At 67.7% G+C, this 15,322-nt stretch carries 12 protein-coding genes; 6 read left to right on the top strand and 6 right to left on the bottom strand.

What is annotated here, in order from left to right:
* Positions 1-35 precede the first annotated feature (35 nt).
* The 5 genes from ACSUZJ_RS09070 to ACSUZJ_RS09050 form a co-directional block, all read right to left on the bottom strand.
* On the bottom strand, positions 36-1,385 hold the full coding sequence (locus tag ACSUZJ_RS09070; protein WP_499415340.1) for an efflux RND transporter periplasmic adaptor subunit: 1,350 nt from the start codon (positions 1,383-1,385) through the stop codon (positions 36-38).
* Positions 1,386-1,792: 407 nt separating this feature from the next.
* Positions 1,793-3,649, bottom strand: a complete 1,857-nt coding sequence (gene sppA, locus ACSUZJ_RS09065; protein ID WP_499415338.1) for a signal peptide peptidase SppA — start codon at positions 3,647-3,649, stop codon at positions 1,793-1,795.
* Positions 3,650-3,692: 43 nt separating this feature from the next.
* Positions 3,693-5,162, bottom strand: coding sequence for a sodium:solute symporter (locus ACSUZJ_RS09060; protein WP_499415336.1), 1,470 nt, complete (start codon positions 5,160-5,162; stop codon positions 3,693-3,695).
* A gap of 426 nt (positions 5,163-5,588) precedes the next feature.
* Positions 5,589-6,020 carry a hypothetical protein gene (locus ACSUZJ_RS09055; RefSeq protein ID WP_499415334.1) on the bottom strand — a complete coding sequence of 144 codons (432 nt, stop codon included), beginning with the start codon at positions 6,018-6,020 and terminating at the stop codon, positions 5,589-5,591.
* An 81-nt stretch (positions 6,021-6,101) separates the two neighbouring features.
* Entirely contained in the window at positions 6,102-7,673 is a 1,572-nt protein-coding gene (locus tag ACSUZJ_RS09050; protein ID WP_499415332.1) for an NYN domain-containing protein, read from the bottom strand.
* A 325-nt stretch (positions 7,674-7,998) separates the two neighbouring features.
* Between ACSUZJ_RS09050 and ACSUZJ_RS09045 the strand changes: the two genes are divergently transcribed.
* Positions 7,999-9,651, top strand: coding sequence for a phosphoethanolamine transferase (locus ACSUZJ_RS09045; protein WP_499415330.1), 1,653 nt, complete (start codon positions 7,999-8,001; stop codon positions 9,649-9,651).
* A gap of 4 nt (positions 9,652-9,655) precedes the next feature.
* Here ACSUZJ_RS09045 and ACSUZJ_RS09040 read toward each other — a convergent pair whose 3' ends face one another.
* Positions 9,656-10,075, bottom strand: a complete 420-nt coding sequence (locus ACSUZJ_RS09040; protein WP_499415328.1) for a DUF1810 domain-containing protein — start codon at positions 10,073-10,075, stop codon at positions 9,656-9,658.
* 62 nt (positions 10,076-10,137) lie between these two features.
* Here ACSUZJ_RS09040 and ACSUZJ_RS09035 point away from each other — a divergent pair, with 62 nt between their 5' ends.
* From ACSUZJ_RS09035 to ACSUZJ_RS09015, 5 genes are all read left to right on the top strand, one after another.
* Complete coding sequence (locus ACSUZJ_RS09035; protein WP_499415326.1) at positions 10,138-10,356, top strand: DUF3820 family protein; 219 nt, start codon at positions 10,138-10,140, stop codon at positions 10,354-10,356.
* 85 nt (positions 10,357-10,441) lie between these two features.
* Entirely contained in the window at positions 10,442-10,831 is a 390-nt protein-coding gene (locus tag ACSUZJ_RS09030; protein ID WP_499415324.1) for a response regulator transcription factor, read from the top strand.
* 93 nt (positions 10,832-10,924) lie between these two features.
* Positions 10,925-11,977, top strand: coding sequence for a HEAT repeat domain-containing protein (locus ACSUZJ_RS09025; RefSeq protein ID WP_499415322.1), 1,053 nt, complete (start codon positions 10,925-10,927; stop codon positions 11,975-11,977).
* Positions 11,974-13,473 carry a glycosyltransferase family 2 protein gene (locus tag ACSUZJ_RS09020; RefSeq protein ID WP_499415320.1) on the top strand — a complete coding sequence of 500 codons (1,500 nt, stop codon included), beginning with the start codon at positions 11,974-11,976 and terminating at the stop codon, positions 13,471-13,473. The genes ACSUZJ_RS09025 and ACSUZJ_RS09020 overlap by 4 nt, the downstream gene beginning before the upstream one ends.
* Positions 13,470-15,146 carry a hypothetical protein gene (locus ACSUZJ_RS09015; RefSeq protein WP_499415318.1) on the top strand — a complete coding sequence of 559 codons (1,677 nt, stop codon included), beginning with the start codon at positions 13,470-13,472 and terminating at the stop codon, positions 15,144-15,146. The genes ACSUZJ_RS09020 and ACSUZJ_RS09015 overlap by 4 nt, the downstream gene beginning before the upstream one ends.
* The last annotated feature ends 176 nt before the right edge of the window (positions 15,147-15,322 follow it).

The raw sequence follows: 15,322 nt of genomic DNA, 5'->3' as shown, positions 1-15,322 counted from the left end.
CGTGGACGGGAAACCCGTCCACCCTACGATGGTCATCATTGCGCGCTTCCTTCACGCTGGCGGCGCTGTCCCTGGCCCCCCTGCTGCCCTTGCGCTCCCTGGCCGCGCGCCCCACCCTGCGCGCCCTGCGGCCGCTCGCCCGGCAGCGTCACCTTGGCCCCATCCTTCAGGCGGTCCGCGCCTTCGGTGATCACGCGCTCGCCCGGCTTCAGTCCTTCGGTCACCTGGATCCGGTCCACGGTCGCCTGGCCGCGCTTCACCGGGCGCATCGACACCGTCTTCTGCTGTTCGTTCAGCACGAACACGAAGTCGCCGTTGGCGCCATGGCGCAGCGCGTTCACCGGCACCACGACCGCGTCCTCGATGGTGCGCACCTGCAGGCGCAGGTTCACGAACTGGCTCGGGAACAGCTTGCTGTCGGCGTTGTCGAAACGCGCCTTGGCGCGTACGGTGCCGGTCTGCACGTCGACCTGGTTGTCCAGGGCCGCGAAACGGCCCTGCGCCAGCTCGGTGGTGCGGGTGCGGTCCAGTGCCGTGGCCGGCAGGGTGGCGTTCTGGGCGATGCGGCGCTGCAGCTCCGGCACCTGGTCCTGGGGCACCGCGAATTCGACGTCGATCGGCGAGAACTGGGTGATGACGGCGATGCCGTTGGCGTCGCCGCTGCCCACCAGGTTGCCGATGTCGACCGTGCGCAGGCCGACGCGGCCGGCGATCGGCGCCTTGACCTGGGTGTAGCTGAGGTTCAGGCGCGCCTGGTTCTCGGCCGCGCGGTCGGTGGTGACCGTGCCCTCGAGCTGCTTGACCAGGGCCGCCTGGGTGTCGACTTCCTGGCGCGCGATCGAGTCCTGCTCCAGCAGGGTGCGGTAGCGCGACAGGGTCAGGCGCGCGCTCTCCAGCTGGGCTTCGTCGCGCTGGCGCTGGCCGGTTGCCTGCAGCACCGAGATCTCGAAGGTGCGCGGATCGATGGTGGCCAGCACCTGGCCGGCCTTCACCTGCTGGCCCTCGGTGAAGTGGATCTTCTGCAGCACGCCCGAGACCTGGGGACGCACGGTGGCGACCGCCGCCGGCACTACCGTGCCGAGCGCTTCGAGGGTGACCGGGATATCGGCCTGCTCGGCGGTGGCCACACCCACGGTCGTTGCCGGCATGCCGCGTCCGCCGCCGGGTCCGCGCGCGCCCGGACCTCCCGCCGCCGCCCCTGCCCCCGGCCTGCCGCCGGCGGCGCCGGGCCCGCCTGCTCCTCCCGGTGCGCGGTGGGTCAGGTACCAGGCCAGCGCACCGAGCGCCACCATGGCCAGGACTGCGACGATGCTGCCGATGATACGGCCGCGCCGGGTGCGCGGCTGGGTGGTGGAAGCCTTGTTGGGGGATACGGGAGAATCCATGCTCATCCTTGTTGACCGAACTGAACTGCTGACAAATGCACAAGTAATCAGCTTGGAATGTAGCATGGAGCGCCCTACGAATATGTTTCGTAACGTACATAGCGCGGGGACCAGAAACAGGCCGCCGCCCTGCGTACGCGCGTCCTTTACACCGATTTACACCGAAGGACGAACATGGGCGCAGATGAAATGAAAACGGGCGCTGGAAGCCCAGCGCCCGTTCCGGCGAGATGTAACAGCGGTTACAAATTCACACCATCCTCAAGCCCATCAACGGGACCTCGAGAAACCGTAGCGAGCGGAAGGCATGTTGGCCGAGCCCCCAAGGGGACAATGCTCGCTGTACTGGAGTACAGCGAGCATCGCAGGCCGACAGGCCGACGCGCAGTAGGTTTATCGAGGTTCCCTCAAGGCAATTCGCAGAAACAGTGCGTAATCGCGGCAAAGGGCTTCTTGCCCTCGGTCAGCTCGTTCAGCCAGGCCAGGTCCCTGGCCACGCCGGCCACGGCGCCCGACGGCAGCGCGGCCGGCAGCATGCCCAGCTTGACCTGGATGTTGATGGCGGTCTGGGTCGAGGCGCCCATCATTTCCAGGAAGCGCTCGAACTTCGAGCCCGGACGCTCGATGTAGGCGACGCGGAAGTCGTCGCCCAGCTTGGCGCGCCTGGCGGCCGAGCGCAGGGCGTCGCCGTAGCTGCCCAGGGTGTCGACCAGGCCGCGCTCCTTGGCCTGGGCGCCGGTCCAGACGCGGCCCTGGCCGACTTCGTCGATCTTGGCCGCGGTGGTCTTGCGCGCCACGGCCGCCTTGGTGGTGAACTCCTTGTAGACGTTGTTGATGCTGGCCTGGACCAGCTGGCCGAAGCGGGGGTCCATCGGGCGCAGCGGGTTGTAGGCGTCGGCCAGCCAGGTAGTGGTGTAGCCGCCGGTACGCACGCCCATCTTGTCGGCCACGCGGTCGGCGGTCGGCAGGATGGCGAACACGCCGATCGAGCCGGTGATGGTGGCCGGGTCGGCGATGACCTCGTCGGCCGCCATCGACATCCAGTAGCCGCCGGACGCGGCCACGTTGCCCATCGAGACCACGACCGGTTTGCCGGCGGCGCGCGTCAGTTCCAGTTCGCGGCGGATCAGCTCCGAGCCATAGGCGCTGCCGCCAGGAGAATCGACACGCAGCACCACGGCCTTGATCTGGTCGTCCTCGCGCGCGCGGCGGATCTGGTTGGCGGTCGAGACGCCGCCGATCACGCCCGGGCCGCCCTGGCCGTCGGTGATCTCGCCGGCCGCGACGATGACGCCGACGGCGTCGCCGAAGGGCTTCTGCGGGTGGCGCTGCAGGTAGTCGTGGTAGGACACCTGGCGGAAGGACTCGATATCCTCGTCCCAGGCGCCGCGCTTGATCATCATGGCGCGCACTTCGTCCTTGGTCTTGATGCCGTCGACCAGCTTCAGGTTGCGCGCGACCTGGGCGGCGCTGCCGCCGGCCGCTTCCATCAGCTGCGGCAATTGGTCGATGCCGCGTGCCACGGCGCCGGCTTCGAGCTTGCGGTTCTTCTCGACCATGCTGGTGTAGTTCTGCCACAGCGCGCCGTACAGGAAGGCGTCGGCCTCCATCGCCGCCTGCGACGGGCCGTTCGCGATGAAAGGCTCGGCCGCGCTCTTGTAGGTGCCGACCTTGATCAGGTTGACGGTCACGCCCAGCTTGTCGAGGGCGTCGCGGTAGTAGTTGCGGTTGCGCCCGAAGCCTTCGATCAGGACCATGCCCATTGGGTGGACGTAGACCTCGTTGGCGTGCGAAGCCAGCAGGTAGCGCTTCTGGTCGTACATGCCGCCCCAGGCCACCACGCGCTTGCCGGCCGCCTTGACGCGGTCGATGGCCGCGCCGATCTCGCGCAGCATGGCCAGGCCGCCGCCGTCGAGTTCGTCGAGCATCAGGACCACGCTGTCGATCTTCTCGTCCTTGGCGGCGGCATCGAGCACGGTCAGCAGGTCGCGCAGCTGGATGGTGCGGCGGGTTTCGCCGCCAACGTTGGCCAGCAACTGATCGCTGACGCTGCCGGTGGTCTGTTCGGCCAGGTCGCCGCGCAGTTCCAGCACCAGCGCCGTCTTGTCGGCCAGCGGCTTGGTGCCGCCGCCAAAGATCGCCACCAGGAAGACGATCAGGATCAGCAGGAACAGCATGTTCAGCACGAAGCGGCGCGTGGCATCGAGGCCGCGCCAGAGCATGCCGAAACCGCGGCGCAGGGTAGACAAGGGCTTGAAGGACATCTGGACTCCGCTAAAAGGGTTGAGACGTGATGCGGTCGGGACGTTACGCCGTGACTGCCGCCTTGTTCACGGTCTCCCGATGGGAAATCGCAAACAGGCCGGCAAATACGAGTATGCCATTGAGGATCAACAGTTCAAGGCCAAGGCGATAATTGCCAAGCAGATACTGTTGATAGTGCTCAAGCACCGCACAAAGAATCGGCGCGCCGATGGTGACAAAAGGCACCAGACGGTCGGTCAGGGTGCGTCGCGTCATCATGCCGAAGGCGAACAGGCCGAGCAGCGGACCATAGGTATAGGCCGCGAGCTTCAGGATGATCACGATCATGCTCGGCTCGTCGATCCACTTGAAGCCCATCACCAGCAGCAGGAACAGGGCGGCAAATCCCAGGTGCACGCGGCGGCGCAGCTTTTCCTGGGCGGCGTCCGACAGGTCGGTGCGGCGCTTGATGCCGAGGATGTCGATGCAGAAGGTGGACGTGAGCGCCGTGATCGCGCCGTCGGCGCTCGGGAACAGGGCCGAGACCAGGGCGATCAGAAAGATGATCTGGACCGCGGCCGGCAGATGGCCCATGACGATGGCCGGGAAGATCTTGTCGCCGGTCGCCGCCACGCCCACCGTCGGCGCATACAGGTAGAGCAGGCCGCCCAGGAACAGGAAGCTTGATAACACGACCACCAGCACGGCGGTCAGGCTCAGCAGGTTCTTCTGCGAATCCTGCAGGGTCTTTACCGAGATGGTCTTCTGCATCATTTCCTGGTCCATGCCGGTCATGGTCAGGACAATGAAGATGCCGGCGACGATCTGCTTCAACCAGAAGTTCGGGCTGTCGAAGTCGGTCGTGAAGATGCGCGCCAGGCCCTGCGACTGCATCGCATTCAGGCTCTCCGTCATCGACATGCCCATCTGGTCGAGCAGGAACCAGACGCAGGCGAACAGGCCGAACAGCATGCAGGAGGTCTGCAGGGTGTCGGTCCAGACGATGGTCTTCACGCCGCCCTGGTAGGTGTACATCAAGATCATGCCGAGGATCACCAGCGTGGTCAGCCAGAACGGAATGCCGAGGCTGTCGAGGATGATCGCCTGCAGGATGTTCACGACGAGATACAGCCGCGCGGTCGAGCCGAGCAGGCGCGAAACGATGAAGAAGCCCGCCCCGCTCTGGTAGGCCCGCCGTCCCAGGCGCACGTCGAGATAGTGGTAGATCGAGGTGAGTTTCAGGCGGTAGTACAGCGGCAGCAGGATGTAGGCGACGGCGATGTAGCCGATCACGTAGCCGATCAGGATCTGGCCGTAGCCGAAGGCATCTTTGCCGACGGCGCCCGGCACGCTGATGAAGGTCGCGCCCGACAGCGTGGTGCCGACCATGCCAAAGGCGACCAGCATCCAGTTGCTGCTCTTGTTACCGATGAAGAAGCTGTCGTTGTTGGCGTTGCGGGAGGTGGCCCAGGCCACGCCGAGCAGGAGCGCGAAATAGCCGATGAGGATGCAGAACAGGAGAACCGGTGACATGTAAATCCGAAGGTGTTGTCGTTTCGCCCAGCAATATAACTGAGAACGGACGACAGGTCACCAAGGGATTGGGCGATGGGGGATGCACTTGTAGGGTGGACACCCGTGTCCACGCGGTCGCACCATATGCATACATACGGCACGAAGGTCATCGAAGCGCACGCGTTTCCGGCTTTTCGTAGGGTGGGCTCTCGAGCCCACGCGGTAGAGCGTTTGAACAGCCGCGGCGCGTGCAGGAAAGCGCTTTTGTAGGGTGGACACCTGTGTCCACGCGGTACCGCGGTCGATCAGCCGCGACGCGAGCAATAATTAGGTAAATCAAGCATCCCGACAAGATCGGCGCCGCGGCCAGGCAAGCGATGAGACCGCGTGGGCTCGAGAGTTTACCCTACGAAAACCAAGCCCGCCACAGTGCCCACCGTATCGTCACGCCTCCTCCCCCTCCACCCGTTCGAACGGCCCGATGCACGCCTCCATCGTCTCGTCGCTGCACATCAGGAACAACTCTCCCGAGGGGTGGAACCGCACGAAATTGGTCGCGCGGGTGCCAACCTTCATGATCGCGCCGGAGCAATCCTTCTTGCCGTTGTCCTTGACGATGCGGTCCTCGAGTTTATAAAACCCCTTCGCGCTGGGCTTGTCGGGAATGCTGTATTCGCTCTCGGACACCTCTTCCGCGCTGGTGACGAGGGTGGTGCCGTCGCCGCGGAAGCGGTAGACCTCGGAGCAGCGCAGGTCGGGCAGCGACAGCTTCCAGATGCCGAGGATGGGATGGTTGGCGGCCGGCGCCGGCGGGGCCGCCGTGGCAAAGGGCGCGGCTGCAAGGAGGGAGATGAGCACACCGGCAAGGAGACGCATGGCTTTCCTTTCACTACAGTTGAGCACTGTCAGTCGCACCGGAACCGGCGCGCGTGGCGCCGGCCCCCCCTCACTGCTGTCTTACGCGTTGTCGGCCGTTTTCGGCTTGGCCGGACGGCGGCTGCGCGTGGCGGGCTTGCGTGCCGGCGCCTTGTGCGCAGGCTTGGCAGACTTCTTGCGCGCGGGCTTTTCATCGCCGGGAACGGTTTCGCCGGCCGCACTCTCGTCAGCAGCGTTGTTCCCATTCTCGCCGATTGGCGGGAAAGCTGCTTCCGGCAGCAGTGCGCCCAGTGCTTCGGCGGCTGCGCCCTCGGCGGGCGGCAGCACGGCAGGGGCGGCGCGGTCTTCAGGCGGGACGGCGATCGGCGCCAGCTCGGCCGCGGCGGCGTCGGCCTGGGCGGCGGTGGCGGCGACCTTCTTGGCTGACGGCTTGCGCGGCGTGCGGCGGCGCTCCTTCAGGGGCGCCGGCGGCGCATCCGCCTGCCCGGCCTCGGGCGCGGCGGCTTCGGGTGCAGCGGCAGGCGCATTCTCCGTCACTGCCGCTACGGCATCGGCGGCCGCGGCGGCGTCTTCCGGGGCGGCTTCCGGCCACACCTGGGCCGGCGCGGCGGACTCCGCCGCCGCGCTTTCCATCTGGCCGAGTTCGTCCGGCGTGACGGCCACGACCGGCGTCTCGGCGCGCTGGGAACCCTTGCGTCCGCGTCCGCCGCGGCGGCGGCCTTCGCCGCGTCCTTCTTCAGGCGCAGCAGGGGCCGGCGCGGCGGCATCCACGGCCTCGGGCGCCGATGCTTCCATCAACGCGGTCTCGAGCGGTGCCGGCTCGGCCAGCACGGCCGGCGCACCGCTGCGGTAGACATAGGTGCCCGACTTCTCGTCGCGGCCGAATTCGAACAGGCCGCGCACCTGCGCTTCTTCCAGCAGGTTGCCGAAAGTACGGAAACCGTAATACACCTCGGAGAATTCCGGGCGGCGGCGCTTGAGGGTGTCCTTCAGCAGCGAAGCCCAGATCTTGCCGGTGTCGCCACGCTCGGACACCAGGGCGTCGAAGGTCTCGACCACCATTTCCAGGGCCTGCGTCTTGCGCGCTTCGAGTTCTTCCTTGCGTTTGTCGTCGCTGCCGCGCTTGGCCTGCGGCTGGGCCTTGCGCTCGTCGCGCTTGGCGGCGGCGCGGCGCACTTCGCGCACCAGGTCGTCGTAGAAGATGAATTCGTCGCAGTTGGCCACCAGCAGGTCGGAGGTCGACTGCTTCACGCCCACGCCGATCACCTGCTTGGCGTTCTCGCGCAACTTCGACACCAGGGGCGAAAAGTCGGAGTCGCCGCTGATGATGACGAAGGTATTCACGTGCGACTTGGTGTAGCACAGGTCGAGCGCGTCGACGACGAGGCGGATGTCGGCCGAATTCTTGCCGGACTGGCGCACGTGGGGAATCTCGATCAGCTCGAAGTTGGCTTCGTGCATGGTGGACTTGAACCCCTTGTAGCGGTCCCAGTCGCAATAGGCCTTCTTGACGACGATGCTGCCCTTGAGCAGGAGCCGCTCGAGGACGGGCTTGATATCGAATTTTTCGTAGTTCGCATCGCGCACGCCGAGTGCGACGTTCTCGAAGTCGCAGAACACCGCCATGCTGATGTTATCGGAAGATGAAGCCATGAATGGTTGGTTTCTTAATGAGTGGACAGATTACCCGCGGATTATACGCACAACGTGCGACATGCCTGCACGCATGACAAGCTGGCCATGGCCACAAATTTTTTCCAATCAGAACGTGCATATCGCTCCCAACGGTATACACTTGGCGCCGCGAAGCAATTCTTTGAGAAAAATCAAACACGCTTTCCAACCGTTGAGGTACGAGCCCGCATGAACCTGTCGAAACATGTCGCAGTCCGTTTGAACCACACCGTCAGCCGTCCGCCAGCACGCCCGCTAGCCCTGGCCTGAAGCCCTTCCCTCCGTTTACAAGATTACCCAGGTAATGACCACCTGCGTCGACGACCGCGCCGTGCGTGTCCCCTTCGCGTCGCGCCTTGCCGCGCGCCTGCGGCAGCCGCTGCCCCTGCTGCTGCCCTTGCTGGCCGTGCTGGCCGCCATCAACGCCGGCCATGCCGGCTCGCGCGCCTGGCAGGTGCTGGTGCTCGCCCTGCCCGGCTGGTTCTGGCTGTGGTGGCCGATGCGCACGCCGCGCCGGCGCCGCATCCAGGGCTGGCTGTGCCTGGCCCTCGGCCTGTCCTTCGTGCTCGATGGCGCGGTGCGTGGCTTCCTCCTCTCGGCCTACGATGCGCTGCCGAACAGTTCCATGGTGCTGAGCGCGGTCGCGAACACGACCCCGGGCGAGTCGCGCGAGTTCGCCGCCATGTACTGGCGCGACATCGTCGAGTGGTCGCTGTTCGCCTTCCTGTGCGGCGCCATCCTGGTGGCCGGCATCCGGTTGTGGTGGCAGGCCCCGCCACGCTTGCCCGAGCCGCGCGGCTGGCGCATCGCGATCGCGGTGCTGATGCTGGCGCTGATCCTCGGCTCCCTCGTCAGCAAGCCCTGGCGGCGCCACCATCCGGCCCTGTTCTGGCCGCAGTGGGCCCAGGACATCGGCGACCTGCGCCGCCAGTGGGGCGAGATGGGCCAGCAGCGCCAGCGCCTGCTGGCCGCCGCGGCCAGGCTTGCGCCCACCCTGGCCGAGGACAGCCCGGATACGCTGGTGCTGGTGATCAGCGAGAGCATGAACCGCAATAACATGAGCAGCTACGGCTATGCGCGCCCGACCTCGCCGGCCCTGTTCGCGCGCCAGCGCGAGCTGGGCGAGCGCATGGAAGTGTTCCGCCATGCGTGGTCGGTGAATGCCTCGACCGTGCCGGCCCTGCGCAGCCTGTTCTACTTCGGCCAGCCCGAAGACCGCGAGCGCGTGCACCTGCTGGCCCTGGCGCGCGCCGCCGGCTACCGCACCTGGTGGATCAGCAACCACAACGACCTGGCGATCGAACAGGAACACGCGCGCCTGGCCGACACCGTCGAGGTCCTGAACCGCAAACCGGGCCGCTCGTCCGAGGCCCTTGACGAGCAGCTGTTGCCGGCGATGAAAACCGCGATGGCGGACAAGGCGCCGCGCAAGCTGATCGTGCTCCACATGCTGGGCCTGCATCCGGATTACCGCCTGCGCCATCCGGCGGGCATGGCATTCTTTGCCCACGCATCCGACCAGGTCGACGCCCGCCTGCGGCGCGAAGGCCGTCCCGGCTGGCTGCGCGACATGCGCAACGACTACGATTCGGCGGTGCGCTACCACGACCAGACGGTCGCCGCCACGCTCGACCTGAGCCGCCACGCGCCGGGCAAGCAGATGTGGGTATTCCTGTCGGACCATGGCCAGGAAGTCGGCCACACGATCGACCGCGCCGGCCACAGCGCCACCACTCCGGACGGCTACCGCATTCCGCTGATGGTCTGGAGCTCCTACCAGGACACCGCGCCCGGATCGAGCCTGAGCCTGCCGGTGCGCGGCGACTGGCTGGCCCACAGCCTCACCAATTTGCTCGGCATCGAGTGGAACGGCGACCAGCCGCGCCACGACGTGTTCGATGCGCGCTACCGCTGGCAGCCGCCGCGGATGCCGCTGCGGATCGACTTCAATTCCTGACGGACTAGAGGCGGTCCATGGTCGCCGGGTCCGCCTGGCCGTCGAAGAAGGTGTCGAGGCAGGTCTGGAACACCGCCTCGTCCGGCGCCACGTCGGCGAAGAGCGTCATCGAGGAATGGAATTTGCGGTCATCGGGGCTGGCGAAGATCTGGCCGATCTCCTTGTCGGCGTGGGTCGCGACCAGGCGCGCGCATTCGCGCAGGCGCGGCCCCAGCACCGGGTGGGCCAGGTAGGCGGCGGCCTCGTCGCTTGACCTGATCGCATACTTGCGCGACATCTCGCTGCTCCCCAATCCTTCGAGCTGGGGAAAGACGAACCACATCCAGTGGGTATGCTTGTGACCGGTGCGCAATTCGGCCAATACGTCGGAGTACACCGGGTCTTGCGCGGCGACGAAGCGGTCCAGGTCGAAATCCTTGTCCATGGCATTCTCCCAGTCCTCTTTATCGTACATCGTTCCCCGTTTTTGCTAAAGTGGCGTCCACGATGAAACCCGAACACCTGCCTCTGCTGCTGACCCGCGAAATGCCCTATGGCAAATACCAGGGCCGCAAGATCGCCGACCTGCCCGGCCACTACCTGGGCTGGCTCGCGCGCGAAGGCTTCCCGCGCGGCGAGCTGGGCGAATTGCTGGCCCTGATGTACGAACTCGACCACAACGCCCTGCGCGGCCTGCTCGACCCGCTGCGCCACGGCGGACGCTGAGCATCCCGACCGTGCCCCGCCACGGGGCATGCTTCGCTATAATTGCTCCAGTCTTTACGCCCCAGTTTTTCACCTTCGCCACTGCATGCAGAACGCCACGCCCGCCACCGTCCTCGTCGTCGAAGACGACCAACACATCGCCGAAGTCCTGCGCTTCATGCTCGAGCGCCAGGGCTACGGGGTGGTGCACCTGGCGGACGGGCGCGCCGCCGCCGCCCACATCGCCGCCGCCGAGGCGCCGGGCCTGGTGCTGCTCGACGTGATGCTGCCCTATGTCGACGGTTTCGAGATCGTCGGCCTGATCCGCTCCCAGCCGCTCTGGCGCGACGTGCCGGTGCTGATGCTGACGGCGAAGAACACCGAGCGCGACACCGTGCGCGCGCTCGACGCCGGCGCCAACGATTTCGTGATCAAGCCCTTCCAGCCCCAGGAACTGCTGGCCCGCGTACGCCGCTTCCTGAGGCCGGCCGCATGACGGTGACCATGACCCCGGTGGCCATGCCCCCGCCGCCCCTGCCCCCGGCGGCCGCAGGCGCCGCGCCGGGCCGCTGACATGCAGGCGGCCTCCTTGACGCCCGCTGCCCATCCCGACGTCTTCATTACCGCCGCGCTCTGGACCGGCTTCGCGGCCTTGCTCCTGACTTCGCTGCTCGGCCTGCAGATCATCGTGATGCGCATGAGCCTGCGCCGCCGCGAGCGCATCGATGCCCGCGCGCTGGCGCGCTGGCGCCCGGTACTGAATGCCGCCATCGTCGGCGAGATTCCCGCCACCCTGCCGCCGCTGCGGCGCAGCGAGAGACTGCCCTTCCTGCGCCTGTGGGCCCACCTGCAAGGCTCGCTGCGCGGCGAAGCGAACGAGGCCCTGAACGAGGTCGCGCGCCGGATCGGCATCGACGCCCATGCACGCAGCCTGCTGGGACGCGGCGCCCGCCCGGCGCGCCTGCTGGCGGCGCTGGTGCTGGGCCACCTGCGCGACCGCGAGGCCTGGCCCGGCCTGTTGCGCATGGCCGAACTGCCCGACAACACCATGTCGCTGACCGCCCTGTGGGCGCTGGTGCGGGTCGATCCGCAGGCCGCCAGCGACTACATGGTGCCGCTTTTCATCGCGCGCGAGGACTGGGCGCTGTCGCTCGCCGCCGGCATCCTGCAGCAGGCCCATGAGCCGGCCGGCGCCGCGCTGGCGCGCTACCTGCCCCGGCTCGACGCCGAGCGCCTGCCGCGCGGCCTGCGCATCGCCGAAGCGCTGCACGTGATCCTGCCGGCCGGGCTGCTGGCCAGCGCGCTGCGCAGCGATGCGGTGCCGGTGGTGACCGCCGCCCTGCGCGGGGTGCGTACGCCCGAAACCATCGCCGAGGTGCGCGCACTGCTGGCCCACCCGGACTGGCAGGTGCGGGTGCAGGCGGCGCGCGCCCTGGGGCGGATCGGCGAGCGCAGCGACGCCGAGCGCCTGGTGGCCCTGCTCGGCGACCGCGAGTGGTGGGTGCGCTACCGCGCCGCCCAGGCCCTCTTGGCCCTGCCGGCGCTGCCGCGCGCCGACCTGGAAGCGCTGCGTTCCTCCCTCACCGACCGCTTCGCGGCCGACATGCTGTCGCAGGCGATGGCCGAAAGCGGGGCCGCATGAATACCGACAGCCTGCTGGTCGCCTTCATCACCTGGTTCGTGCTGGCCTTCTTCGTCGCCTTGAACGGCGGCTACCTGCTGCTCAACCTGTTCTCGCTGCGCGCGCTCTACCGCAAGGGCCAGGAAGCCTTCATCGGCGAGCTGCCGCGCGCCTACTCGGGCCTGGAGCCGCCGGTCAGCATCCTGGTCCCGGCCTACAACGAGGAGGCGACGATCGCCGCCTCGATCCGCTCGATGCTGCAGCTGACCTATGCCGAGTTCGAAGTCATCGTCATCAACGACGGCTCGAAGGACGGCACGCTCGAGGTGCTCAAGCGCGAATTCGCCCTGCTGCCCTTCCCCGAAGCCTACCGCCGCCAGATCCCGACGAAAGAGGTGCGCCAGATCTACCGCTCGACGCGCTACCCGAACGTGCGCGTGATCGACAAGGTCAACGGCGGCAAGGCCGACTCGCTCAACGCCGGCATCAACGCCTCGCGCTACCCGCTGTTCTGCGGGGTCGACGCCGACTCGGTCCTGCAGCGCGACAGCCTGGTCAAGGTGACGGAACCCTTCCTGCGCGACCCGACCGTGGTCGCCACCGGCGGCACCGTGCGCGTGGCCAACGGCTGCGAGATCAGCGGCGGCTTCCTCACGCGGGTCGGCCTGCCGAAGAGCCTTCTCGCCCTGTTCCAGGTGGTGGAGTACCTGCGCGCCTTCCTGTTCGGGCGGCTCGGCTGGTCGGCCCTGAACGGCATGCTGATCATCTCCGGCGCCTTCGGCATCTTCCGCAAGGATGCGGTAGTGCTTGCCGGCGGCTACCGCCCCGACACCATCGGCGAGGACATGGAGCTGGTGGTGCGCATGCACCGCACCTTGCGCGCGAAGCGCCAGCCCTACCGCATCGAATTCGTGCCCGACCCCGTGTGCTGGACCGAGGCGCCCGAAGACCTGGCCACGTTGAGAAACCAGCGCGTGCGCTGGCAGCGCGGCCTGGCCGAGAGCCTGAGCGCCAACTGGGGCCTGATGTTCTCGAAGAACGGCGGCGTTCCCGGCTGGGTCGCCTTCCCCTTCATGCTCTTCTTCGAGTGGCTGGGACCGGTGATCGAGCTGGGCGGCTATATCTTCATGGCCTACGCCTTCCTCACCGGCCTGATTTCCTGGGAAGCCTTCGGCGCCTTCCTGTTCGTCGCGCTGGGCCTGGGCATCCTGCTCTCGGCCTCCGGGCTGATGCTGGAAGAGATGTCCTTCCACCTCTACCCGCGCGGCAAGCAGTTGCTGCTGCTGGGCCTGGTCGTAATCCTGGAGAACTTCGGCTACCGCCAGTTGAACACCTGGTGGCGCCTGGTCGGCCTGTGGCGCTGGCTGGTGCAGAAGGAAGCGAGCTGGGGAGCCATGAAGCGCAAGGGCGTGGGCCATGACGAGCACGCCAAGGCCGCGCCGACGCCGCCCGCATCCTCGCCTTCAGCGCCTTCGGGCGACACGACCTCGACCCGCCCGCCGGGCAACGCCTCATGAAGACCCTGTTTTTCGCTGCCCTGCTCCTGACCATGACTTCCACGCATGCGGCCTCGCTGCAGGTCTGCCCGGCATCCCAGGCCCCCGCGGACGCGCCGCGCGCCGCCCTGCCCGGAGCGGGCGAACTGGTCGTCGTCGCCAGCACCCGGCCGGCGCTCCCCGGTTGCAGCGCCGCGCCGCTCGGCGTCGACGCCAGCCAGGTCGAGGCCCTGTATCCGCTGCCGGCAGGAGATCGCCCGGCGCGCACCATCCTGCTCTACGGGCCAGCCGACCAGAAGCGCTTCGTGCCGAGCAGCCACGACCTGCCCCAGCCCGATCCCGTGAACGCCAGGCCGCGGCGCGTGACCATGCCCTTGCGGACTAACCTGCTGCCGGATGCGAAGCTGCGCACCTTCGGGATCGAGGAGCGGGTCAGCGTCGAGCAGGCGGACGGCAAGCTGCGCCTGCAATGCCGGGCCGGCACGCGGCCGGCCGGCGTATTGCTGGACGGCCCGTGGACGCTGTCCCTGGGCGCATTCAGGCTGGGTGCGGACTTTTCCGGCAGCGGCAACTTTGCCATCCAGGCTGCCGACGCCGCGTCGAGCGCGCGCGAGTCGGCCCATGCGCTGGGAGAATTGGGCGCCACGAAGACCGCACGCAGCGTCGCCCTGCCCCTGCCGGCGCGGCTGGACCGTGCGAGCTGGCGCCAGTTCGTGCTGCTCTGTCCTGCGGAAGCCGCGACATTGAACCTGGACGCGCTGCGGCTCGAACCGGTCGTGCCGGCGAAACCGGCGCCGCGCGCGACCTGGATCTGGGACCGCGGCGAATGGATGGACAAGCCCGACGCCCTGCTGGCCTGGGCCAAGGCTGAGGGCATCGGCGAACTGTTCATCGTCGTCACGCTCGACGGCCCCAGGGTGCGCGACCCGCAGCTCTTGCGCGCCTTCGTGCGCAAGGCAACGCGCGCCGGCATCACCGTGACCAGCGTCGAGGGCGACCCGCACATGGCATTGCCGAATCATCGCGCCGCCACGGCCGACCGCGCCCGCGCCTTTGCCGCCTACAACCGCGACGCCGCGCCGGAAGAACGCCTGCGCGCGATGCAGTTCGACGTCGAACCCTATTTGCTCCCTGACGCGGTGCTGCCGCCAGCCGAGCGCGACCGCGAATACCTGGCGATGGCGCGCGCCCTGCGCGAAGCGGCCGGCGACATGCCGCTCGAATTCGTCGTGCCCTTCTGGTGGTGGGACAAGACCGAGCTGCTCGATGGACTGGCGCAGGTCGCCGACGGCCTGGCGGTGATGGACTACCGCACCGCGCCCGACGAGATTGTCCGCTTCGCCGTGCCCTTCCTCGACTGGGCGGCGGTCCACGGCAAGCGTGTGCACATCGCGCTCGAAGCGGGCCGCGTCGGCGCCGAGCGCCAGCGGCGTTATGTGCGCGCCGATGCGGGCGAAGCGGGCGAGCTGCTGCTGGCCCGGGCAGGCGAGACGCCGGTGCTGGTGCTGCTGCGCCAGCCTGCGAAAGCGGCCGGCGAGCCTTTGTACCGCTTCAGCAGCGAACGCATCCTGGATGGCAGCGCCACCAGCTTCCATGGCGACAAGGGTAAGCTGCGCACGCTGCTGCCTGAGCTGGAGCGCGATCTCGGCGCCTGGCCGGGGTTTGCGGGGATTGCACTGCACGGCTGGCGCTGAGCGCGTGGTGCGGCGGCCACGACAATGCCGCGATGGCGGTTCCGGGCAGACCTGCTGCTTGCCGCAAGTGCAACACATCCCGTACACTTGCAGTTTAGCAACATCCGTGACTGGCAATATACATGCCATTGCCCAGCCGTTGGCGTCGGTGCCCATCTTGCCGGGGCTGGCAGCTC

Source organism: Telluria sp. B2 (assembly GCF_051789535.1).
Classification (GTDB): Bacteria; Pseudomonadota; Gammaproteobacteria; order Burkholderiales; family Burkholderiaceae_D; genus Telluria.
This window is presented reverse-complemented; position numbering and strand designations above follow the sequence as displayed.